Below are 22,409 nucleotides of genomic sequence, written 5' to 3' on the forward strand. Positions count from 1 at the left end.
AGGCTCTGCCTTGCCTAAATACCAAACAGACTGCTGCAAATTCAACCTTGAAAGATCAACAGACCCTAGTCGCCGCTTTGCCTTTGTATAAAGCAGCGTTATCTAGGGTCTTATATGGACTCCCTGTTTAAATAACCTAAAGGTTAAATAGCAATCTTTGTTCATTTATTTTAATTTATAGCCATTGCTCTATTACCTTTTGTTATAACTAATCTATTTATATTCCTTTTTAGAATATCAATAATTAGCTATTGTCCGCCCATTCCAACTTTATGTGTCTACTAAAATGAAAAAACAGTTAATATCAGGCTTAGCTTTAACGTGTGCTTTAGGTTCGTTCAGTGCATTTGCTACTAATGGTTATTTTACTCACGGCTACGGCATGACCCATAAAGGCATGGCTGGCGCAGGTGTAGCACTGTCAGAAGAGTTAATGTCTGGCGCTAATAATCCTGCTACTTTTTTGCCAAACGGAACACAGCTATCTCTTGGCTTAGAAATTTTTTCACCTGAGCGAAAATACACTGCATCGAAAGTAGATACTTTTTACCCTGACGCTTTTTATCTTGAAGCAAAAACACAAAAAAGCGACAACTCCGTATTCGCAATTCCAGAATTTGCTATTGGCCACCAATTAAATGAAAAAGTAAATATTGGCTTATTAGTGTATGGCAATGGCGGTATGAATTCTGAGTACGGCGCAGAGTCCGCTCCTGAAGGAACCTTTTATGGTGGTACGGCAGGCGTTGATTTAAAGCAGCTCTTTATTAGCCCAATAGTAAGCTATAAGTTGAATGAACAAACACGCCTTGGTGTATCCCCTATTTACGTGGTGCAACAATTTGAAGCGCAAGGGCTTGGAAACTTTGCTCCTTTTTCGCAGTCACCAGAAGCGCTTACAAATAATGGCACCGATACAAGCACAGGCCTGGGCATTCAACTAGGTATTAGCCAAGATATAAATTCGTCATTAAGCTGGGGGGCAAGTTACCGCTCATCAGTGTCTATGCAAGAGTTTGATAGCTATAAAGGTTTGTTTGCAGAGCAAGGCGGATTTGATCTGCCAAGTTCGTTTCAAATTGGTGCAGCTTATAAGCTTACACCTAGTAATCAGGTAGTATTTGATTGGCAAAAAATAAATTACAGCGAAGTAAAAAGTATTTCAAACCCAGTCGATAACTTGATGTCAGCGCCTTTAGGAGCTAACGCAGGTGCGGGATTTGGCTGGAACGATATGACTATTTATAAGCTTGGTTATCAGTGGCAGCGTACATCGCAACAAAAAATTCGTTTTGGGGTGTCTTACACCGAGCAACCTATTCCTTCGTCACAAGTTATATTAAATATTTTAGCGCCGGGCGTTCAAGAGTGGCATTTTACTACGGGCTTTAGCCATTCTTTTACCAACAAGGTACAATTAAACGCTATGGCTTTTTATTCGCCAGCTAAAAAAGTAACGGGTGCTAACTACTTAGCGCCTAATCAACAAATATCAATCGAAATGAAACAAACCGGTTTAGGTGTTTCTATTGTTTGGGAAATTTAAAAAATGGTAACAGAATTCACCCCCGTATCGGCTGCAATAGGCGGTGCATTAATTGGTATAGCGTGTACGTTATTACTGGTTTTATACGGAAAAATTGCAGGCATATCGGGCATTGTTAAATCTGTATTTGCTAAAGCAAATTCGGGCTCGCGTTGGCAGTTATACTTTATTTTAGGATTGTTGTTGGCAGGTGTAGCTGTAAGAGTATTTGCCCCTTCTTTATTAGAAGGCGAATTACAGTTGCCGCCTTGGCTTATTGTTGTTGCAGGGCTTTTAGTTGGCGCAGGCACAACTTTAGCTAATGGGTGCACTAGTGGCCATGGCGTGTGTGGTATGTCGCGTTTTTCTACTCGCTCTTGGGTTGCAACGTGTACATTTATGCTCGTCGCCTTTATTACAGCAAACCTTGTAGGATAAATAATGAAAGCAATTATGATGGTTTTTATAGGCTTTATATTTGGCTTAGGGCTTATTATTAGTGGGATGACAAACCCCGCTAAAGTAATTAACTTTCTTACCTACGGGAACCAATGGGACGCAAGCTTAATTATAGTGATGGCTGTTGCCATGCTAATAATGATGCTTACATGGTTATGGGTTGCAAAAAAAGAGAAGCCACTTCTTTCAGGAACGTTTAATTTAAGTGATTTAAAAAAAGTTGATTCGCGCTTAATTATTGGCTCAGTACTTTTTGGTTTAGGCTGGGGTTTAAGTGGTATATGCCCAGGCCCGGGCTTGGTTCAATTAGTGTCTCTTAAAATGGATTTTTTATTATTTTTTGCAGCCGTACTAGGCGGTATGTGGTTAGCCAAAAAAGTATAATATTTGCTGCCGACTAAAAATCGGCAGCTACTTTTTCCAAACAAAGGTACATAACTTGCTGCAATATATAAAACTATATTGAACAGGTTAAAGTTATGCTAGATAAAGCGCTGGAATTTTCTAACAGCACACCTTGGTTAAGCGCAGCATCCTCCCTTTTACTTATAGCTATACTACTGTTTTTAATTCGTTTTTTTGTAATGTACTGGCTGAAAAAATGGACTTCAAAAACCACGTTTATATTCGATACTTTATTAATAGAGTCAATATCTAAGCCGCTAACACTGTGCACAATTATTGTGCTACTCACCATTTTAGAGCACGACACCTTCATTATTAGTACTTCTATTTCTCAACAGATCCCCTTTAATAGCATTAATATTGTATTAGCGCTGCTTGCACTTATTATGTTTTTAGACCGCTTTATTATTGGCACTATTAATTACTATGGTGAACAATCTGCCGTGGTTTTTAATTCAAAAAGCATAATTAAAGGCGTGATACGCGTTACATTATCGTCAGTAGGATTACTGGTGTTAATGGGCACGTTAGGTATTTCTATTACGCCTATTATTGCCTCGTTAGGTATAACATCACTGGCTGTTGCCCTTGCTTTGCAACCTACCCTTGAAAACTTTTTTTCTGGCGTACAGCTAGTCATAGATAAACCGATAAGGGTGGGTGATTTTATTGAGCTTGAATCAAAAGAACAAGGCTTTGTTGATCATATAGGCTGGCGATCTACATGGGTTAGAATGCTACCTAATAATATGATTATTATACCTAATAGCCAATTATCTAAATCACGTATTATTAATTACTTTTACCCTGAAAAAGAGCTAAGCGTGCCTGTTGATATAAGTGTGCATTACGATTCAGATTTAGAGTTTGTTGAGCAAGTAACACTTGAAGTAGCTCGTGAAATACTTATTTCTCACGAATGGGGCGTTGATGATTACAATACCTTTGTGGTTTTTCATACCTTTGATAGATCAAGCATTAACTTTACGGTAATGCTTAGAGCTAAAGAATACTTTAATCGCTTTTGGGTTAAATCGGCGTTTATTAAAGCCCTACATAAACGCTATAAAAAAGAAGGTATCGTAATCCCCTTCCCTATTACGGCTATTAACACCACACAAGAAGCGGCTAAATTTAATAGCGATAAAAAGGTGCAAGGCGATACCTAAAACAAAGCGCGAGTGACTCTCGCGCTAAATAAGTATTAAAACTTGTAGGTTATTTGCCCAACAATTTCACGCGGGCTCCCCGGAAAGTGGCCATTTCGTTCGCTAAAGCCACTCACTGCATATTCTTTATCAAATAAGTTATTAATATTTACGCTTAATAACACATCGTCAAAGCGACTCGTCCAGCTCATATCAAATACAGTAAATGGTTTAACTTTTTGACCACTTGTACTAAGTTGTTCACTTACATAATTTGCACCAAATGCAATTGATGAGTCAATTGAATCAATAGCATAACGAGTCCACAAACCTGCTTGGTGACGTGGTGCATTAGCAAAGCGCGAGCCATCGCCAAATGTATTTGAAAGCGTATCGCCCGTTACTCCTTTAACTACTTTTGTATCGTTGTAAGCGTAGTTTGCAGTTACCGTCCAATGCTCGGTTAAATCGCCTACGAGCGTTGTTTCAAACCCGCGACTTTCTACCTCACCTATATTTAAAAGCGCAGCAATCCCATCCCCTGCACCAGTGTCGTCGGGGTTGCTCATTACTACGTTTTCTTTATTAATTTGGTATATAGCAAAGGTGCTCATTATTTTGCCGTCAAGCCATTGGTTTTTCATACCAATTTCGGTTTGTTTACCTGTTTCTGGCTCTAAGTTACCTTCACTTTCTACATCTTCTTGATCGGCCGATGATGTTGGGTTGAAGCTCTCTGAGTAGTTAATATATACCGACGTATTTTCAACAGGTTGATAGGTCACAGCAACACGTGGAGTCACGCCGTTATCTGAGTAACTAAAGCCAGTTTCTTGGTTAAACTCTTTAAAGTGGTCGTAACGCAGGCCTGCAATAATTGTCCATTGCTCGCCTATGCTTATTACGTCTTGTGCGTATATTCCAAAGCGGTCTGTATCTACACCATCGCGGTTCATGTCGGTTAGGTTATAAGTGCTTGGGTCGGTTTCGCCGTAATTTAAGTCAAATATGTTTAAATTAGTAACGCCATCGGCTTCATAACGCGCTCGCAGATAATCGTATTCGGTATCTACGGTGTGATAATCACCGCCAAATAATACTTGGTGTGCTAATCGGCCATGTTCAAAACTATAAACAAAGTCGGTAGTTAAGCTTGTTTCTTTGTTTGCGCGATATTGTTTACGGTATTCGCGTTTAATAGTTTCGTCATCAATATTGGCAACGCCATCGCCGTTTACATCTACCCAACTTTGCGACTCATGGTAGGCTTGGTCGCGCTCGTTATCCATATAACGCAATGTGCTACTTACAGAAAAATCATCACTGAAGTAATGACTTATCTCGGCTTGAAGCACCAACGCTTCCATATTTTGATAGTCACTCGCTTCGTTCGCATTATAACTTGGGTCAACTAAAAAATTACCGTTGTCATCTACCGGTACACCACGTAAGCGGTTTCCGCCTAGGTCTTGTTTAATGTAGTCAACACTTGTGGTTAAGGTTGTTGAATCACTTAAATCAAATAGCAATCCACCTGTTAGCTCGGTGTTTTTTGAATCTGCATTGTTACGAAAGCTGTCTTGCTCTTCATAAAAACCACCTAATCTATAGGCCATTGTGTCGCTTAAACCGCCGGTCATATCAAGCGATGCACCACGCGTGCTGTAATTGCCAAGTGTTAATTTTAACTCTTTGCTTTGCGTGTAACTTGGCTTTTTAGTGACGTAGTTAATCATTCCGCCAGGTTCACCACCACCATATAAGGCAGATGCAGGGCCTTTTAATACTTCTACGCGCGATACATTAAATAACTGCGGTACACCAAAGCCCGAATATGGGTCGCCGCGCACGCCATCGTAAAATACGTTAGCGTCATCTCTAAAGCCACGAAACGTTACGCCTGAGTAACTGTACTCACTTACACCCGCTATTGAGCGATATAAGTCGGTAATGTCGCGCGCTGCTTGGTCAATTATAAGCTGCTCTGTTAATACCTGTGCAGATTGAGGTAGCTTAATAAGATCTAAATTAGTTTTAGTTCCAATTTTACTTTCGGTTTCAAGATAAAATTGCTGAGCACGGCCGGTTACTTCTATTGTTTCAATGTCTTTATTATGCTCGGCAAGTGCCAAATGAGGAAAAGCAGATAAAGACGCGGCAATACTCAGCGCCAAATTAGTTCGGTTAAACATGAAAGTCCCTAGAAGAATGCAAGAAGATAACAACAAAAATGATAACTCTTATTATTTGCACAATCAATGAAGGTGCTCTGCGAAAACCTCCTAAGTTTTAGAACGAATAGCATTTAAAACAATGAGTTATTTTATTCTCGTCTATATAGAGGTTAATAAAATGGCTAGCGTTACTAGAATATAAAATTGATATAATATAACATACCGACAAATGTAATTTAGCAAGACTCTAAAATGATAAATAAACTGCCCGTCACAGTATTATCTGGTTTTTTAGGCGCTGGTAAAACAACCGTGCTCAGCCATATCCTTAATAACAGGCAAGGTAAAAAAGTCGCCGTTATAGTTAATGATATGAGCGATATAAATATCGATGCCGCCACAATTAAAAGTGGTGTATCGCTCAGTCACAGCGATGAAAAGCTCGTTGAAATGAGTAATGGTTGTATTTGCTGCACTCTACGAGAGGACTTACTTGTTGAAGTTGGCAAACTTGCAAAAGAGGGCCGCTTTGATTACCTCGTCATTGAATCAACGGGTATATCTGAGCCCCTCCCGGTTGCCGAAACATTTACCTTTGCCGATGAAAACGGTATTTCACTTGGTGATGTTGCCACCCTTGATACGATGGTAACGGTAGTTGATGCGGTTAACTTTCTAAACGATTACGAACAAGCAAACGATTTACAAGATACTGGCGAATCGTTAGGAGAAGACGACGAGCGAAGCGTCGCTGACCTACTTGTTGATCAGGTTGAATTTGCCGATGTTATTTTAATTAGTAAAACTGATTTAATTACAAACGATGAATTAAATCGACTTACTGCCATTTTAAATACGCTTAATACTCAAGCTAAAATTATTCCTATATCAAACGGCAATATTAATATTAATGAAGTGCTAAACACCGGCCTGTTTAATTTTGAGCGAGCCCAACAAGCTCCAGGCTGGCTTAAAGAAATGCGCGGTGAACATATTCCCGAGACCGAAGAGTATGGTATTAGCAGCTTTAACTATACGGCGCGCCGCCCATTTGATCCTGAAAAGTTTTATAACTTTCTTCACAGTACCGAACAATATGGCAAGCTTATTCGCTCAAAAGGTTACTTTTGGCTGGCTACTCGGCCTTTATTTTGCGGACAATGGAGCCAAGCAGGCGGTATTGCTCACTACGGATTTGCTGGTATGTTTTTTAAAGCCATCCCTCAAAAAGAGTGGCCTACAGAGCCCGAATTGCTTGCTGACATAAATAATAAATGGGTAGAACCCTTTGGCGATATGCGTCAAGAGCTGGTGTTTATTGGTCAGTCTTTGAATCAACAAGCGATGATTAAAGCGCTTGATGACTGCTTATTATCAGAAGACGCCGTACTTAAAGGTAAGGACTTTTGGAGAACCTATAACGACCCATTTCCTATTTGGGAGGAAGAATAATGAACGCCTTAGCCCCGTTAACAGCGCAAATAAAACCAGCTGAAGAACTCCACCGAAGAGCGGCAAAAGATAGTGATGCCAGTGTTTTGCCACAAATTTATAACGAAGATACCAACATTGTTATTTGGCAAAGAAGCGCAGCCGAAAAACTAACAAAAGCTGTTAATACACTCATTGCCACCAGCGCGTTAAAACCATTAGAACTTGCTGTATCGCCCGATGACGCTTTTGATCAGTTAATAAAGGTACTAAAGCCAGAAGATAATAACCGTGATGAGGTTAATACACTTTGTGAAGACATTGCTTTACTTGTTGAAATGTTTTGCTGCCTGTTTGATTTAAAGCGCGCAGGTTTAAGACTAAAAGTGCTAGATAAACCCATGTGTCCGCGCTTTCATGTAGACAAAATTCCGTGCCGATTAGTTACAACCTACCAAGGCGTTGCTACGCAGTGGTTAAATCACAGCGATGTAAACCGCTCAAAACTCGGTGCCGGTAATTTAGGTAAACCAGATGAAGAGTCTGGCTTATTTAAAAGCTTAAATAATATTAACCAGCTAACTGAAGGTGATGTTGCCCTGCTTAAAGGAGAGTACTGGGATGACAACGAAGGTGCAGGTTTAGTGCACCGCTCACCACCGGTAGCTGCAAACGAGCAACGCTTATTACTAACCCTAGATTTTATTTAATATATAAATAATTGACGTTGGCCTTTAACCAACGTTAATCACTTTACTAATAATGCTATTCAGGCCTTGTGTATTAACAAGCTTTGATACAAAGTCATCCATGCCGACACTTAAACAGCGCTGTTTATCGTCTTCGTAAGCGTTTGTAGGAATGGCAACAATTGGCATTTGGCAATCCATTAAAATAAGGTCAAACGACTGATATCAGCTTGTGTAAACTCACTAAGTAATAATGATTGCTGATCTTTTGCTATGCCTATACCACTATCAGACACACTTACAAATAGCTGCTGGGCACTATAATCAAACGATAAACGTAAATCACCCACGTTAATACATTCAAGCAAAGTGCTACTGTACTCAACTATAAACTGCACATCGTCAGAGCTTACAATGGGTGAAAACAACGACTTAATGTTTTCAATAAAAGCGTTATTTTATTAGTAGCTGCGATAATTTTTTAATCGATTCAGCTATCTCATTCATACTAATAGCGCCATAGCCAAAACGTATGTGAGTCGGTGACTCTTGATCGATAGTAAAAAACGTACTTAACGTCGAATCGTTATTTTTAAAGTCAGAAAGTTCTCTCCCCTCAACTAGTTTAGAAATATCAACCCAAATAGCTAAACCTCCAGTGGGCAGTATAAAAGAGATTTTTTCACCAAATACTCGAGTAAACTCTTGTGCCGTAAAGTCTCTTCTTTGTTTATATTCACGCCTTACTTTTCTTATGTGGCGTTTTACTTCACCTGATTCCATTAAGTCAGATATTACATGTTCAGTTATTGTGTTGCCTTGCCTATCAATAAGTACTATTTCTTGTGCCGCACGTTCAATAAACTGAATATCCGATACGATGTATCCAAGCCTAAGTCCAGGCGCAAACACTTTAGACATAGAGCCAATATGCACTACATTTTCAGAATTAGGAAGGCTCGCTAATGGCGGGATTGGACTCGCCTCGTAGTGAAATTCATGATCGTAATCATCCTCAATGATAGAAAATTGATGTGTTTTAGATAACTCCAACAAAGCTAGCCTTCTGTGCATAGGCAAGCATACCGTTGTAGGATATTGATGATGAGGAGTAACATAAACACCCGATACACTATGATTTTCGAGTATTTCGCGCAAATGTGATATATCAAGTCCTTGGTCATCTAATTTACATTTAACGACTTTAAAGCCATTTGATTCAAACGCGGCTTTTGCAGGTAAGTAACATAAATCTTCCATAATAATGACTCCTTTTTTGGAGTCTAATACCCTAGATGCTAAATAGATGCCCATTTGACTACCCCTCACAATACATATTTCTTGTTCTGAGCAGTTCATGAATCGATCGCTGGAGAGCATTTTTTGAATTGAGTTACGAAGTTCAATAGCGCCGCGAGGGTCGCCGTAACCTAGCTTAGAATGACGACTTAAATTAACGCATACTCGCCGGTAGGTACGCGCCAATAACTCATATGGAATTAAACGAGCATCTGGTGTGCCATCATTTGTGATTGATACACAATCTGCTAACGCCAAAGCATCAAGATATAAATTTTCGACCAACTTAGATGATGGCTTCGTTTTTATTGTACTGCTGATCAAACTGGTATTTGCAGCTGACAAACTTTGCTCTGGTAGTGTTTCAGATACGAACGTACCGCGCCTCAGTTTGCTTTTCAACCAGCCTTGAACCTCAAGTTCTTCGTATACTTGTTGCACTGTTTTTCGATTAATACCTAACTGATTAGCCAATGAGCGAGAACCAGGCAACATACTTCCTGGCGTTAAACGCCCAGTTTGTATGTCCTTTGTTATATGGTTCAATAGTTTCGAATGGAGCGTTTTACCGCAGCTATCCTCAAAAGTGAACTGAATATCCCAAGGTCTTAACATAAACACCTCATAACTGGACCCCTTAACTTTACATTTCTGGCTCTTATTTTTAATCCAGATTATCGCTATCTTACTGCCATTGTCAAAATATAAAAAGAGAATAACCCACATGGAAACACTAAATACAACTAAAGAAGCCTTGATGCAAAATGCGCAGCAAGACATGCAAACACTCATTCAAGATAGCAACTTAACAGATCGCGAAAAACTGGCGCTAACATGCCGAATTTTATTTGATAAAGGCCACGACTCTGGGTTAGCGGGGCAAATTACTAGCCGTACAGAGAAAAATAATACCTTTTTAACACAACGATTTGGATTAGGTTTTGACGAAGTAAGTGCTAAGAATCTAATTGAAGTAGACCAAGATCTAAAACCTTTGGATGGAGAAGGAATGGCTAATCCTGCGAACCGTTTTCATACATGGATTTATAAAGAGCACCCAGAAGTAAACTGCATTATTCATACACATCCAACACATATTGCTGCGTTATCGATGCTAGAAGTCCCTTTGATCATATCTCAAATGGATACATGTGGGTTGTATAACGATTGTTCTTTTGTGGCTGACTGGCCTGGCGTACCGGTTGGTAACGAAGAAGGAATGCTTATTTCAAAAGCACTGGGTAAAAACCGTGCTGTGTTTCTTGCACATCACGGGCAGCTTGTTATTGGCAAAAATATTGAAGAGGCGTGCAACCTTGCAATATTGATTGAACGAGCCGCTAAATTGCAATTACTCGCAATGGCTGCAGGTGAAATTAAGCCGCTTCCTCACAAACTAGCTCAAGAAGCTCACGACTGGGTTTCTACCGACAAACGAAATAAAGTCAATTTTGCGTACTACGCAAGACAGGCATTAAAAAATCATACTAACTGTATTTAAGGCGCATAAAATGAAGATATCAGGAATTATAGGTTATCCAATAACCCCTTTTCACAATAACGGCCAAGGTGTTGATTTTGAAAAATTAAAAATTGTTATAGACACATTACTTATTGCTAAAGTAGATGCTATAGCCGCTTTAGGCAGTGCAGGCGAAGCCGCTTATTTGAGCCAAACCGAATGGGAAAATGTTGCCAGTTACACAGTTAAATATGTAGCAGGTAGAGTACCCGTTGTTATTGGAATTGCAGAATTAACCACTGAGCAAGCATTAAAACGCGCGACGTATGCGCACAGCATTGGTGCTGATGTGATCATGCTTTCGCCATTTTCTTATTATAAATTGAATGAAGATGAGATTTATGCACATTATCAAAGTGTATCCGACGCGACTCCTCTTCCTATTATGATATATAACAACCCTGCGACGTGTGGAGTTGATATGTCACCTCAATTTATGCTGAACATGGTCAACAACATAAAAAATGCAGTCATGATTAAAGAAAGTACTGGCGACATACAACGTATGCACAAAATTTATAAGCTTTCCAATGGCGCGGTACCATTTTTTAATGGCTGTAATCATATGGCTCTTGAGGCCCTAAACGCTGGCGCCATTGGTTGGTGCACTGCCGCCCCATGCTTAATTGGCGATAAACCTAAGCAACTATTTGAAGCTGTTCAAAGTGGTAATAGCAAAAAAGCAAAAGAGTTATTTTATCAACAGTACGACTTTTTAGAGTTTATTGTTAAATCGGGTTTGGCTGCAGCCGTTAAATCAGGCATTTCACTGCAAGGGATTGACGTTGGTGATCCTAGAAAGCCACTTTTACCTCTATCTATGCAAGAACAAGCAAAACTTAAGGATATGTTATTAAATTTAGATAGCCTTATACCAACCTGCATAAATCTTTGATCAATTTAACGAATTAAATTGCACTATAACGTCGTTAAAAGTTTTTATTTACGACTGCATGGATGCAGGAGGTAGAGCAATGCAGGGAGCAATTGCCGAGAACAACTAGATATAAAAACTTTTGCCTAGTTCTAGCGTAATTTTCTTAACAGTAAATAGACCCCATATATAAGCAGACTGGTATTAGTTAAGCCACCGCTCAAACCAATGTTTTTGTATATGTAGGATTATATAAATAAAAGGTAGCTGGGAAAGGTATGCAAAGAGTAGGTATAAAATTATTTTGGGCTTAAAGTTTTTATTAAACCGCACTAATCACAGCTGATTGAGCTGACACTAGTACGGTTTAAAAGTAAGTATAAAACTTATACCAATTCCAACAAATAGCTGATCTATTTTACTTGCTAAAACAACCCATTTCTTTGTTGTAAATTTCGTAAAGGGAACCCATTTACATCAATTTACGCCTAGAACTGAATTATTTTTTCGGCGTAAAATTTAGATCACATACTTAATGGAATTGGTATTACTGATTCAATTTTAATAAACCAAAATGCTTATGCAGACAGTTGCACTGGAATATCTGTTGCAGATGCTTTTTTCATGCTGCCTTCTTGCTCTAGGCGAATATGCCAGCTAAACGCTTCTTCAAGTAAATGAGGCGTATGCCCGCCACGCTCACAAGCGCGATTGTAATAATCTAACATTGCTTCGCGATAATCTGGGTGCACACAATGCTTAATAACTTGTACAGCACGCTCACGCGGTGCTAAGCCACGTAAATCAGCTAAGCCTTGCTCAGTTACTAAAATATCAACATCGTGTTCGTTATGATCAACATGGCTCGCCATAGGCACAACGCTTGAAATAGCGCCATTTTTAGCAATCGATTTAGTCACAAATATAGCTAAATGGGCATTACGAGCAAAATCACCCGAGCCGCCAATACCGTTCATCATTCGTGTGCCACACACATGCGTTGAATTTACATTGCCATACATATCAAACTCAAGCGCAGTATTAATGGCAATAATACCTAAACGGCGCACTATTTCAGGGTGGTTCGAAATTTCTTGAGGGCGTAACACTAGCTTGTCTTTGTATTTTTCTAAATTATTAAATACTTGTGCATTACAACGCTCAGACAACACAATTGAACTGCCTGATGCAAAGCTCATCTTACCTGCATCAATTAAGTCAAACGTCGAATCTTGCAGTACCTCTGAATACATTGTTAAATCTTTAAAGTCAGAGTCGAGTAGCCCCATCATCACTGCATTAGCAATGTTACCAATGCCTGCTTGTAGTGGACCTAAATTAGCTGGCAATTTATTTTGAGCCACCTCATCTTTAAAAAAGTTAACTAAATGGCGCGCAATAGATGCGGTATCTTCGTCTGGGTCGGTTACGGTAGAAAACGAGTCGCTTTGGTTAGTAAAAACAATACCAACAATTTTTGCAGGATCGATAGCAATTGCAGTACTACCAATGCGGTCGTCTACTTTAACTAACGGCATTGGTTGGCGAGTAGGACGATACGATGGAATGTATATATCGTGCAAACCTTCAAGATTAGGGTTATGCAGCATATTAATTTCAACAATGACTTCTTTTGCAAAAATAGCAAAACTTGCTGAGTTACCAACCGATGTAGTAGGCACAATATGCCCTTCTTCGGTAATGGCAACCGCTTCAATAACAGCTACATCAGGCATAGTTAATTGGTGGTTACGTAAATGCTCAACCGTTTCAGATAAATGTTGATCAATAAACATTACTTCACCGTTATTAATCGCTTTACGTAAAGTGCTATCTACCTGAAAAGGCATACGACGCGCTAAAATGCCCGCTTCCGTTAATAGCTTATCTAAGTCATTACCTAGTGATGCACCCGTCATTAAATTTATTTTGATAGGATTTTTTTTGACTTGCTCAATTAATGCTCTGGGTACTGCTTTAGCTTCTCCGGCACGAGTGAAGCCACTCATCCCTACAGTCATTCCATCTTTAATAAACAGACTTGCCTGCTCAGCAGACATAACTTTATTATGCAGATTACTATTGCGAATACGTTCCAAGTTCATTTTGAGCCCCTTTCTAAATTTGGCATTATTCTAATCCTTACTTCGTACTACACAATATAGACTTAAGTCGCATTTACGCCATTAGGATGAAAATACAGTAAAAACACAAAATCTTTTACATATAAATTACAATAAGAAACCAAGTAAGTAACACCTGCAATATTTTATACACACCAGCCTTTAAAATAATGATGTTTTATTTTTTAAATAAATAGTTTTTTGAATAATTAGGTATTTATGAGTACTTTTTAGCTCGTAGTGTACACAGCAAACATAAGGCGTAATTTAGCATCAAATACAAATCAGTAATGCCCATATTTATGGTCGCTTATAGCCGATTTTTTTAGCAACTGCAGGCTTTGTGCTTTGTATATTAACTTATTATACCAATCCGCAATAATACTTAATCATTTTGCGGGGCTAAACGTGTCGCTACCTGCGTTAAAAAATTCTCAATTAGAACAACTAAATAGCGAGTTTTTTGCCTGGCTACCAACTCGTTTTTCCGCCCTCAAAATAGATCACTTAATTAAGCAGATTGGTATTACTAATTTAAAACCTTAATGATCACCGCGTACAAATCTTGTGTATTAACCGGTTTAGATACAAAGTCATCCATGCCGACACTTAAACAGCGCTGTTTATCGTCTTCGTAAGCGTTTGCAGTAATGGCAATAATTGGCACGTGTTTGCCACTTTGCCCTTCGTTGGCACGTATTACTTGTGTGCATTCGTAACCATCCATATTCGGCATTTGGCAATCCATTAAAATTACGTCAAACGACTGACTTTCTAATATTTTAAGTGCCTTAATACCATCGTTTGCCGTTGTTAGCTTTGCTTTGCTTGGCTCTAGCATTTTTGCAATAACCTGACGGTTTATTGGGTTGTCCTCCACAAGGAGTATTTTTTTATCGCCGAGTATAGGTAGTAATTGCGACTGAACTAAAGCAACAGGCTTAACATATTCAGCCTTAGGTGCATTTACATAAAACTTGAACATACTGCCTTTGCCAGGTGCACTATTGAGGGTAATTTCGCCCTCCATTTTTTTAATCAAACCTTGGCTAATTGCTAAACCGAGCCCTGTACCGCCATATTTACGTGCAACGCCTACATCAGCTTGTGTAAACTCACTAAATAATAATGATTGCTGATCTTTTGCTATGCCTATACCACTATCAGATACACTCACAAATAGCTGCTGGGCACTATAATCAAACGATAAACGCACAAACCCACGCTCGGTAAACTTACGCGCATTAGATAACAAGTTAATGATGATCTGATTTAAGCGTAAATCATCCACGTTAATACAATCAGGCAAAGTACTACTGCACTCAACTATAAACTGCACATCGTCAGAACTTATAATAGGTGAAAACAACGACTTAATGTTTTCGATGAAAGGTTCTAAATTTGTTGGACGCGGGCTAATTTGCATTGCATTAGCCTCAATTTTAGAAAAATCTAAAATATCGTTTAAGATTTTTAATAAATTTTGGGCACTTTTTTGTTGGGTATTTAAAAGATCTCTTTGCTCGTCGGTTAACGAACTATCGCGTAGCAATACCTCTCCCATACCCAAAATGCCGTTCATAGGGGTACGTAATTCATGGCTCATATTTGCTAAAAACTGCGATTTAGCCACGTTTGCTAAGTTAGCATGGCTTACTGCTTGTTTAAGTTTGTTAGTTTGCTCTGCCACTTTTTGTTCTAACTGTTGGTTAAACTCACTTAACTGCTTGTTTAGACCTTGGTTTTTTACATTAGAGGTTTGCAGATTTTCTATAGAATTATTTAATGCATTTGCCAGCATTTCAAACTGCTGTTGAAGTTGCAGTACTTCTTGCCAACTTGAGTCAGTACTAAATGTATGTTTTTTTGTTTTATCAAAGCTTTGCATTAAATTAGTTAAACCGCTTATAGGTTGTACTAATAAGTTTGCTAGCTGATGTATAAACAGCACCACCATTAAAATTAATATTGCGCTAAGAAGAAAAGTAGGTAACCACGTTTTAGCCACTGCCATGCTTAAATGTTTGCGGTTATAAAAGGTGATAACTTGCCATTTACTCTGCGGACTTACATATTTAGAACTATGGTAAACCTCGTTATTATTGGAACGAAATAAATTTTTATCGCCCATATTTCGTGTATTAAAACCACCTTCGTTAAAGTCGGTTAATATTTTAAACTGCTCAAGCGAGCTAAAAACCACTTTTTGTTGATCATCTAATACAACTAATTCACCGGTATATTCAAATAAATTAGGAATAAACTGCTCTAATCGTCCAAGCTTTAATGAGCCTTCAACTACACCGTAAAACTCACCATCACGGTATATTGGGGCAGAAAGAGCAACAATGGCTTCATTGCCAAGCCCTCGGCCTTGAAATACGCCACTACTATAGCCAAGAGGATATTGCTCAGCCAGCGTAAAGTACTCCCGATCGGTTATGTAGCGCTGCGCTTCACTCAGCCCTGTTAATAAATCACTAGGCACACTCATTTCGACCAGACCGTTTGAGTTTGCATACAAGCTGGTAGTAAACCCAGGAAATAACAGCATGAGCCGCTCAAGCTGCTGCGCTGTTGAACCTCCAGTTCCTATAACATCACTACTCATTACAATAGCGTTTTTGTGAAACACTAAATAATCGTTTAATTGCGTGCTAATAGACTCAGCTTTTTCTTCAAGCTGCGCGTTTACCTCATATTCTAAACGTGAATGATGATCGTTCACTAAAATTACACTAGTAAGCAATACAACCAATATAATAATTACGCTTACTACATAGCTAAGAATACGCGCAAGTGGCCTGCCCTGATACGCACGGCTAGCATGGGGTACAAACACACTAAATAAATCGACCAACGCCAAGCTTATTAGCGCATTTATAAGGTATTTACATATTGCAACGGTGAGTGTTAACGAAGGTAGGTCTATTATAATTTGACCAATAAACCACACGATGGGAAGGCCAATTAAAAGCCAAAATACAGTACCCAGAGGAAGTATTGGTTTAGAGCGGCGTAAGCAAAAAGCATAAAGCCAAAAAAGCTCGAGTAAATATACGATGCTTGGCCAACAATGGCCCCACCTATACAATAAAAAGCCAGAGACAATCGCGAGGCTCAAACAAGCATATCGAAGCCCAATGAACACTAAGCTACATAATACAAATACTTGCCCGAATAAAAACTCAGAACTGTCGAAAAAATATAGCGGTGAGAGATTTACTACACCGCCTAACAGACCTAGTAAAACAGCGAGTATCCACTTACTTCTTTGAGGCATTACATCAACCTTTGGCACCGAATACTAATCTGATTAAAAGTATAATCGCTCTACGCGCTGAGTGATTCATTCATTTAAAACAATTGGTATAATTAACATGCTGTATTATTATTTATATAATATTTACATTATTACTTACAAGTTAAGTACTGTCTAGCAACAAAGATGGAACGAATATCGACAGTAAAATAAATTTTATCGTTAAGTAAAAATGTAATCTTGGGATTTAAATTAGGTAATATCAAAGAAGAGTTTATAACACCCAATGTTGTTTGAAGCATAAGCTGACATAATCACATACGATTTCATTGAGCTACAACGGTACAAGTGAAGTATAACTTGGCATAATATTGAAGCATATAATGGCATAAAGTTACCAAATACAGGCTTTATGAAGCCAACCACTTAAAAATACTGTCAAGTTTAGTTGGCTGCTATGTGCCAACAGCGGACATTAAAGCGTAAGTAGTTTCTGCCCCAAAATGAGTTAGAGTAAGGCTCTCAATCGAGCGACTTGTAGACGCTCGACCTTTTCCCTGGTCGGCTGTCCATTTACAAGTTTCTCGTATAGTCAGGAAAACGAGCTATTTGGTCGTTTTTATCCCAAAGCAATTTAAGCTTTAAAGGCATAAAGCTATTTGTAGCAATAAGTTATCCAATGTGATAAAAATTCATCAAGTGGAAACTCGAGACGGTTAACGGTAGAAAAACGACCGAATCGCTCGTAGATTAAAATTGTTATGTTCAGGAAGTGAATTTGAAAAACTATTTACCCGAATTTTTGGGTGTTTTATTTGCATTGTTACTCATAAATGCATGGTATTTATCTGGTATTGCGATCGAGCAAGGCGTAGTGCCTATATATTATGAGCACATTATACGGGCTTTAACTGTCGCTGGTAGCGCTGGCTTTGGTGCAACTCTTGCGTTCAAGTTTAACAATCGACTTGAGGGTATTAAAAATGAAAGAATTGATTTAAAAGAGAAAGCACAACATGCAGCTATTTTGAACAAAGCCTTATTAAACATCGCTATGCAGTTGAATACTATCGGCAACATGAAGAAAAAGTTGTATAAGTACAATACGATACATGATAAAGCATTTTCGATGAATGCTGAGAAAAACTTTAACGACAATGCCATTGTTGATATAAATGAAATTGCCTTAATATTAACCTCCAAACCTCAGTTGTTACTAGAGATTAATAATGAACAAGATGGTTATATTCAAACAATTGAATCTTTTAAAATACGAAATGAGCACTACTTAAATATCTTGCAGCCTAAGATGTTTGAATTGGGTTTGCTTGATCGTAAAGCAACGATTGGTGAGTATGAAGATGCGCTACCACACCCAATATTTAAGGCTGCATACCAGTCTGTAGAAGCACTGGAAACAAATATTTTAGAGACAGAAAAGGGGCTAAAAGTCATATTTCAAAGTTTACGAAATGCATGCAAAGAGATATTGCCGGAACATAAGTTCATTGCCCAAACTGAACATAGCAAATAAGGATAGGCCGCGCGAAACCGCGGGCATATCTGGGTGTTGAACAAGCCCGGTTAGGCGTTGTGCTGCATTTATAGTGTAAATAGCGATGTCGAAACGAACTCTAGATGTGGTGCAGGGGTGCATGGAGTCGCGTCTTGCACTGTTTGCTATACAGGTACATGTTATTAGAAATTGGCACAGAGCCGCCCGTCGACTCTAACTCATAATTGTCCAAAAATGAGTTTGATCGACCGTCTGCTTATCGCTCATACCTGAATTCTTTTGTAGCGAGCTAAGCTTAAAACTCCATAAACACCGGAGTACAACTAATGCACCAGTTAACTATATATCAGCCTAAAGAGCCTTGGAATAAAAATAAGCTTGAGGACAAAAGTTACCACTAAAATTACAGCAAATATGGGCTATCCGAATACGACTGGAACTTTTTCATAAAATAAGAGATCTAGCACTATTTAACCTAGCCATAGATAGCAAACTAAGAGGATGTGATTTAGTTTCACTAAAAGTTAACGACATCGCACATGGTAAAACAATCCAATCAAGGGCAATAGTCGTTCAAAAAAAGACTGGTATGCCTGTTCAATTTGAAATTACTGGAAATACAAGGATCTCAATTGTGGCGCTCATAGAGCAATTTAGTCTCAATTCTTATGATTACTTGTTTAAGTCACGAGTTCATTCTTCTGCACACCTCTCAACCCGTCAATATGGACGTATAGTTGACTCTTGGGTCACCTCAATTGGGTTAGATAAGACTCAATATGGTACTCATTCAATGAGACGTACCAAACCATCACTAATTTACAAAAAAACTAAAAATTTAAGAGCCTGTCAGCTTCTACTTGGCCATAGAAAACTAGAGAGCACTGTCAGGTACTTGGGAATAGAAGTTGATGATGCGTTAGAAGTATCAGAACAGATCGATGCTTAAGTTTGAACCAATGCAAGACCTGAAGTAAGCGTCTGGCGTTGGTTCCTAAAAAATATGTTAATCTACGCTACTTTGTTCTAATAAAATTATAATGGAGCTGTATCAATATTGATTTGATAAGGCTTACTGACAAAGTCAGCCATTTTTATACACTCCTTAACTGCAAATCCTCGTCCTTTGTAGTTTGCGAAAGCAATATGAGTATTATCAGTTAACACTGCATATAATCTATAGTTATGTGTGTAGCCTTTTCTAGGTATAGCTTTAAAACCTTTAATATCTGATAATTTATAAACACGTTTAAAAATAGTATATAAACTAGTCGACTTTAATTCCAAGGTTTGTTTTGCGAGATCAAAACGACATACATAACCACCAAACGAACCACTCCACCCTAGCCAGCATATAAACCCAGATACCCATATCGGTAATGATTTTGCTTCATCAGAATTGAACACATTAATTAGCCCGATAAATAAAAAGAAACCACACAACAAAACTAGCAATAATCTAGTTAACTTTGGTTGTCGATAAATAGCTAGCTCACTAGATAGTTCTTTAAAATACATTACAGCACTCCGTATTTAACTAAGCCGGCAATGGCTGTAAAAACAAAAAATGGCAGGGATAGTTTTATTAGCGATTTGCGATCCCATATTTCAATGAAAACAAGATCTTCACTATTAAAATCTACATCTTCCAGATGAGAGTTTGAATTAGCTTTTTTAGTATCATGAGTAATTTGAGGTGAGCTATATAATTCTCTTTGAGCAAACCTTATCGGTGTTTTATTAGGCCAATCCGATATGGTTTCAACAGCAGTAGTATTATATTTCGTATATAAAAACGAAATGAACATCTTAGCATCTGTATACTGTTTAAATTCATATAACTGATCAACAAACTTAATTTGATAAGGGCCTTGCGCGCCTATACTACTTAATTCAAATGATAGTGTATCAAACGATGTAACAACTTTACTTCTTTGAAAGCAACCCCATAATGCGGTTTTTAAATTAAGCTGTTTTTCTATCCCGTTAAACTCTAAACGGCTCTTTTGACCAAAAAGCAATATAGATATACCTAAAAAGAAGCTTGCCGAAATCGCGAAGAAAATACTTTCACCTCCTTCGCTTGTGACTGTCATCACAATGCTAGTAATTCCAGGAATAAGCATAATAAACGCAAAAATTTTGCTTGTCATTTCGCGTCTTGAGGGCATTGTTGTATTACCACTTTGATCTGTTTTGAGAACTTTTTTTACAAGCTTGGATAGATTGTTATATTCCATTACTTCAACCTTAAAAATTAATTATTACCTTATTTACATTAACATAAAGTAGCTAAGTAAACCTTATCTCACGATACTCATATCATTCCTTATATAAGAGTCAAATTACTATTTACATCAAGTCAGGGAAATCTTAAATGCATTTGATATAAAAAGATGACCGTCCGGTTATCGCTCATTAGGGACTATCAGATAAAATAAAAACACTCTTTTCAAACTGAGATCTGGACTACTACAAGTTTGTTATTAAATTTTTATGTAAGAAAAATTGGTAAAAAACAACCACCGGATAAGCTGTTAAAGTTTATTGGCATATAGCATCCGATTTATTTCAGTCATTAAAATACCCGCATCCATGTGAGTATTGAAATTACTAAAATATAATAGTTGGTTTTTAAAAGGTAGTTTTGATTTTCGTTTTATATAACGCTACCTAAATAATGTTTTCTTTATCTAAATTAACTTAATTAGAAAAAATATTATCGAGATCTTCGTCAATATAAACACCCGTTAATCCATTATCTTCTACAGCAGATTTAAATTTATCTGTACAATACAAACGAGAACCACCTGTAAATTTACTCTTAAAAACAGGCTTATTTTTTACATCATCATTTATGAAAGCAATCTTGATATAATCTAAAGGATAACCGTCTAAATATTCGCGTTCACATTTTGCTTCATCTTCTTGTCCAAATGTACGCAAGTTAAAGATTACAATAGGTTCACCATCAGCTTTTGTTTCAATAAACTCACCTAAAGGCGCTAATAAATCTTTTAAAGCTTCATAAGCATTCATCCGAAGAGCGATAAATCCATCCATGATACTTATATCGTAGTTATCTTTTAGATACCCAGGTAAAAAAGACAACTCATAACCTTCAGGCCAATACTCTAATAAAGAGTCATTATTCATATGGATATCAAGTAGAAACATGCAAGCATCTTGATTAGCTGGCAACATCGGTTGTATTTTTTCAGCGAATGAAAGTATGTCCCACTCAACCATGTCGTAAGAATTAGTAACAGGCTTTAATGAGAACAACTTCATGATTTACCATCCCAATTAGCATTTTTACGCATCATAACGCTGGCTGGCATAATATGATTTTTAATTTTTATTTTCACGCCACGTAATGCATTTATGAAATCGAGCTTATTTACTTTGGTTCTTAAACTAGTAGACACCCACACTTCATAATTATGGCGATGCAGCCTTCTGTGAGAAACAGTGTCAGGCGTAGCCCAATCATCTGACTTATTTTTTTCAAAGTTTCTTAGCCATACCCCATTCGTTGGATCATTAATACCAATACCAAACGAGTGCATTCTTAAACGCGCAGCATATGTAAGGCGCTGTCTATAACGTCCCTTACCACACACAATATGATGTGCTTCATGATATGAAGTCGGTTTTGGCTCGCCTGCCGCTCGTAAAAACTTAGCAAGTTTTTCCGTTGGATGATGCTCTTCTTCTGCTAGCTCTTTAACAGAAGTACCTTCGTTTTCTGCGCGGTAAGACTCTAAGCTTTGTTGCGCGATAAGCAAGTGCTCTAAACGCTTGCGTTCTTTTTGTAAGTGGTCGTAATCTCTTTGCAGCTTTTCCTTAGACGCAGCAGATTTACGGCGTTTATCGTCGTAGTGTTTTTTTGCTAGTAATTCATAATTATAAATAGCCATTTCTAAAGGGCTGGGGTTACTTGGTCGATCTGGCATTGGGTAGTGCTGTAGTTGAATCATCC

19 protein-coding genes and 1 pseudogene are annotated in these 22,409 nt (G+C 38.1%); 10 read left to right on the top strand and 10 right to left on the bottom strand.

The genetic code is table 11. The annotated features are described in order from the left end of the window. Window positions 1–286: 286 nt before the first annotated feature. The 4 genes from PX700_RS12250 (at window position 287) to PX700_RS12265 (ending at window position 3,558) form a co-directional block, all read left to right on the top strand. Window positions 287–1,546, top strand: coding sequence for an OmpP1/FadL family transporter (locus tag PX700_RS12250; RefSeq protein ID WP_479520848.1), 1,260 nt, complete (start codon window positions 287–289; stop codon window positions 1,544–1,546). Between the two features lie 3 nt (window positions 1,547–1,549). After that, on the top strand, window positions 1,550–1,963 hold the full coding sequence (locus tag PX700_RS12255; RefSeq protein WP_415638247.1) for a YeeE/YedE family protein: 414 nt from the start codon (window positions 1,550–1,552) through the stop codon (window positions 1,961–1,963). Window positions 1,964–1,966: 3 nt separating this feature from the next. Beyond that, window positions 1,967–2,368: a DUF6691 family protein gene (locus PX700_RS12260; RefSeq protein WP_479520849.1), complete on the top strand. Its 402-nt coding sequence runs from the start codon at window positions 1,967–1,969 to the stop codon at window positions 2,366–2,368. A gap of 95 nt (window positions 2,369–2,463) precedes the next feature. Continuing rightward, a complete protein-coding gene (locus tag PX700_RS12265; RefSeq protein ID WP_479520850.1) occupies window positions 2,464–3,558 on the top strand; it encodes a mechanosensitive ion channel family protein in 1,095 nt (364 codons plus the stop codon). Window positions 3,559–3,593: 35 nt separating this feature from the next. Here the strand turns inward: PX700_RS12265 and PX700_RS12270 are convergent, their stop codons facing one another. Further along, window positions 3,594–5,729, bottom strand: coding sequence for a TonB-dependent siderophore receptor (locus PX700_RS12270; RefSeq protein WP_479520851.1), 2,136 nt, complete (start codon window positions 5,727–5,729; stop codon window positions 3,594–3,596). 234 nt (window positions 5,730–5,963) lie between these two features. Between PX700_RS12270 and zigA the strand changes: the two genes are divergently transcribed. Then, window positions 5,964–7,163 carry a zinc metallochaperone GTPase ZigA gene (zigA, locus tag PX700_RS12275; protein ID WP_479520852.1) on the top strand — a complete coding sequence of 400 codons (1,200 nt, stop codon included), beginning with the start codon at window positions 5,964–5,966 and terminating at the stop codon, window positions 7,161–7,163. Next, entirely contained in the window at window positions 7,163–7,852 is a 690-nt protein-coding gene (locus PX700_RS12280) for a DUF1826 domain-containing protein (RefSeq protein WP_479520853.1), read from the top strand. The genes zigA and PX700_RS12280 overlap by 1 nt, the downstream gene beginning before the upstream one ends. 24 nt (window positions 7,853–7,876) lie before the next feature. Here PX700_RS12280 and PX700_RS12285 read toward each other — a convergent pair whose 3' ends face one another. From PX700_RS12285 to pdxR, 3 genes are read right to left on the bottom strand one after another with little or no spacing between them, the layout of a single operon-like run. After that, entirely contained in the window at window positions 7,877–8,020 is a 144-nt protein-coding gene (locus PX700_RS12285; protein ID WP_479520854.1) for a hypothetical protein, read from the bottom strand. An 11-nt stretch (window positions 8,021–8,031) separates the two neighbouring features. Then, entirely contained in the window at window positions 8,032–8,259 is a 228-nt protein-coding gene (locus PX700_RS12290) for a hypothetical protein (protein ID WP_479520855.1), read from the bottom strand. Window positions 8,260–8,284: 25 nt separating this feature from the next. Then, complete coding sequence (gene pdxR, locus PX700_RS12295) at window positions 8,285–9,745, bottom strand: MocR-like pyridoxine biosynthesis transcription factor PdxR (RefSeq protein ID WP_479520856.1); 1,461 nt, start codon at window positions 9,743–9,745, stop codon at window positions 8,285–8,287. A gap of 109 nt (window positions 9,746–9,854) precedes the next feature. On the opposite strand from pdxR, the gene PX700_RS12300 reads away from it, so the two are divergent. Beyond that, a complete protein-coding gene (locus tag PX700_RS12300; protein WP_415638238.1) occupies window positions 9,855–10,631 on the top strand; it encodes an aldolase in 777 nt (258 codons plus the stop codon). Window positions 10,632–10,641: 10 nt separating this feature from the next. Beyond that, the gene (locus PX700_RS12305) at window positions 10,642–11,547 is read left to right on the top strand and encodes a dihydrodipicolinate synthase family protein (RefSeq protein ID WP_479520857.1); all 906 of its coding nucleotides are present in this window, start codon (window positions 10,642–10,644) and stop codon (window positions 11,545–11,547) included. Between the two features lie 557 nt (window positions 11,548–12,104). Here the strand turns inward: PX700_RS12305 and PX700_RS12310 are convergent. Together PX700_RS12310 and PX700_RS12315 are read right to left on the bottom strand one after the other, a co-directional pair. Beyond that, the gene (locus PX700_RS12310; protein ID WP_479520858.1) at window positions 12,105–13,631 is read right to left on the bottom strand and encodes an acetyl-CoA hydrolase/transferase family protein; all 1,527 of its coding nucleotides are present in this window, start codon (window positions 13,629–13,631) and stop codon (window positions 12,105–12,107) included. A 547-nt stretch (window positions 13,632–14,178) separates the two neighbouring features. Next, complete coding sequence (locus PX700_RS12315; RefSeq protein WP_479520859.1) at window positions 14,179–16,932, bottom strand: response regulator; 2,754 nt, start codon at window positions 16,930–16,932, stop codon at window positions 14,179–14,181. A gap of 757 nt (window positions 16,933–17,689) precedes the next feature. On the opposite strand from PX700_RS12315, the gene PX700_RS12320 reads away from it, so the two are divergent. After that, window positions 17,690–18,445, top strand: coding sequence for a hypothetical protein (locus PX700_RS12320; protein WP_415636625.1), 756 nt, complete (start codon window positions 17,690–17,692; stop codon window positions 18,443–18,445). A gap of 308 nt (window positions 18,446–18,753) precedes the next feature. After that, window positions 18,754–19,376 (top strand): annotated as a pseudogene (locus PX700_RS12325) (tyrosine-type recombinase/integrase). 86 nt (window positions 19,377–19,462) lie between these two features. Here the strand turns inward: PX700_RS12325 and PX700_RS12330 are convergent. The 4 genes from PX700_RS12330 to PX700_RS12345 all read right to left on the bottom strand — a co-directional run bounded on the left by PX700_RS12330 (window position 19,463) and on the right by PX700_RS12345 (window position 22,407). Continuing rightward, window positions 19,463–19,945: a hypothetical protein gene (locus PX700_RS12330; RefSeq protein ID WP_415636624.1), complete on the bottom strand. Its 483-nt coding sequence runs from the start codon at window positions 19,943–19,945 to the stop codon at window positions 19,463–19,465. Beyond that, window positions 19,945–20,667 carry a hypothetical protein gene (locus PX700_RS12335; RefSeq protein ID WP_415636623.1) on the bottom strand — a complete coding sequence of 241 codons (723 nt, stop codon included), beginning with the start codon at window positions 20,665–20,667 and terminating at the stop codon, window positions 19,945–19,947. Before PX700_RS12335 ends, PX700_RS12330 begins: the two co-directional genes overlap by 1 nt. 463 nt (window positions 20,668–21,130) lie before the next feature. Continuing rightward, the gene (locus PX700_RS12340) at window positions 21,131–21,718 is read right to left on the bottom strand and encodes a hypothetical protein (RefSeq protein ID WP_415638232.1); all 588 of its coding nucleotides are present in this window, start codon (window positions 21,716–21,718) and stop codon (window positions 21,131–21,133) included. Beyond that, entirely contained in the window at window positions 21,715–22,407 is a 693-nt protein-coding gene (locus PX700_RS12345) for an AHH domain-containing protein (protein ID WP_479520860.1), read from the bottom strand. Before PX700_RS12345 ends, PX700_RS12340 begins: the two co-directional genes overlap by 4 nt. Window positions 22,408–22,409: the final 2 nt, after the last annotated feature.

This window comes from Pseudoalteromonas sp. TP27 (assembly GCF_056470645.1).

What these genes read in the sequence shown, in the direction of transcription:
- PX700_RS12330 (WP_415636624.1), bottom strand. Translation starts at nt 19,945, where the DNA reads ATGTATTTTAAAGAACTATCTAGTGAGCTAGCTATTTATCGACAACCA.
- PX700_RS12260 (WP_479520849.1), top strand. Translation starts at nt 1,967, where the DNA reads ATGAAAGCAATTATGATGGTTTTTATAGGCTTTATATTTGGCTTAGGG.
- PX700_RS12270 (WP_479520851.1), bottom strand. Translation starts at nt 5,729, where the DNA reads ATGTTTAACCGAACTAATTTGGCGCTGAGTATTGCCGCGTCTTTATCT.
- PX700_RS12280 (WP_479520853.1), top strand. Translation starts at nt 7,163, where the DNA reads ATGAACGCCTTAGCCCCGTTAACAGCGCAAATAAAACCAGCTGAAGAA.
- PX700_RS12300 (WP_415638238.1), top strand. Translation starts at nt 9,855, where the DNA reads ATGGAAACACTAAATACAACTAAAGAAGCCTTGATGCAAAATGCGCAG.
- PX700_RS12255 (WP_415638247.1), top strand. Translation starts at nt 1,550, where the DNA reads ATGGTAACAGAATTCACCCCCGTATCGGCTGCAATAGGCGGTGCATTA.
- PX700_RS12340 (WP_415638232.1), bottom strand. Translation starts at nt 21,718, where the DNA reads ATGAAGTTGTTCTCATTAAAGCCTGTTACTAATTCTTACGACATGGTT.
- zigA (WP_479520852.1), top strand. Translation starts at nt 5,964, where the DNA reads ATGATAAATAAACTGCCCGTCACAGTATTATCTGGTTTTTTAGGCGCT.
- PX700_RS12250 (WP_479520848.1), top strand. Translation starts at nt 287, where the DNA reads ATGAAAAAACAGTTAATATCAGGCTTAGCTTTAACGTGTGCTTTAGGT.
- PX700_RS12285 (WP_479520854.1), bottom strand. Translation starts at nt 8,020, where the DNA reads ATGCCAATTGTTGCCATTCCTACAAACGCTTACGAAGACGATAAACAG.
- PX700_RS12265 (WP_479520850.1), top strand. Translation starts at nt 2,464, where the DNA reads ATGCTAGATAAAGCGCTGGAATTTTCTAACAGCACACCTTGGTTAAGC.
- PX700_RS12310 (WP_479520858.1), bottom strand. Translation starts at nt 13,631, where the DNA reads ATGAACTTGGAACGTATTCGCAATAGTAATCTGCATAATAAAGTTATG.
- PX700_RS12345 (WP_479520860.1), bottom strand. Translation starts at nt 22,407, where the DNA reads ATGATTCAACTACAGCACTACCCAATGCCAGATCGACCAAGTAACCCC.
- PX700_RS12335 (WP_415636623.1), bottom strand. Translation starts at nt 20,667, where the DNA reads ATGGAATATAACAATCTATCCAAGCTTGTAAAAAAAGTTCTCAAAACA.
- pdxR (WP_479520856.1), bottom strand. Translation starts at nt 9,745, where the DNA reads ATGTTAAGACCTTGGGATATTCAGTTCACTTTTGAGGATAGCTGCGGT.
- PX700_RS12305 (WP_479520857.1), top strand. Translation starts at nt 10,642, where the DNA reads ATGAAGATATCAGGAATTATAGGTTATCCAATAACCCCTTTTCACAAT.
- PX700_RS12315 (WP_479520859.1), bottom strand. Translation starts at nt 16,932, where the DNA reads ATGCCTCAAAGAAGTAAGTGGATACTCGCTGTTTTACTAGGTCTGTTA.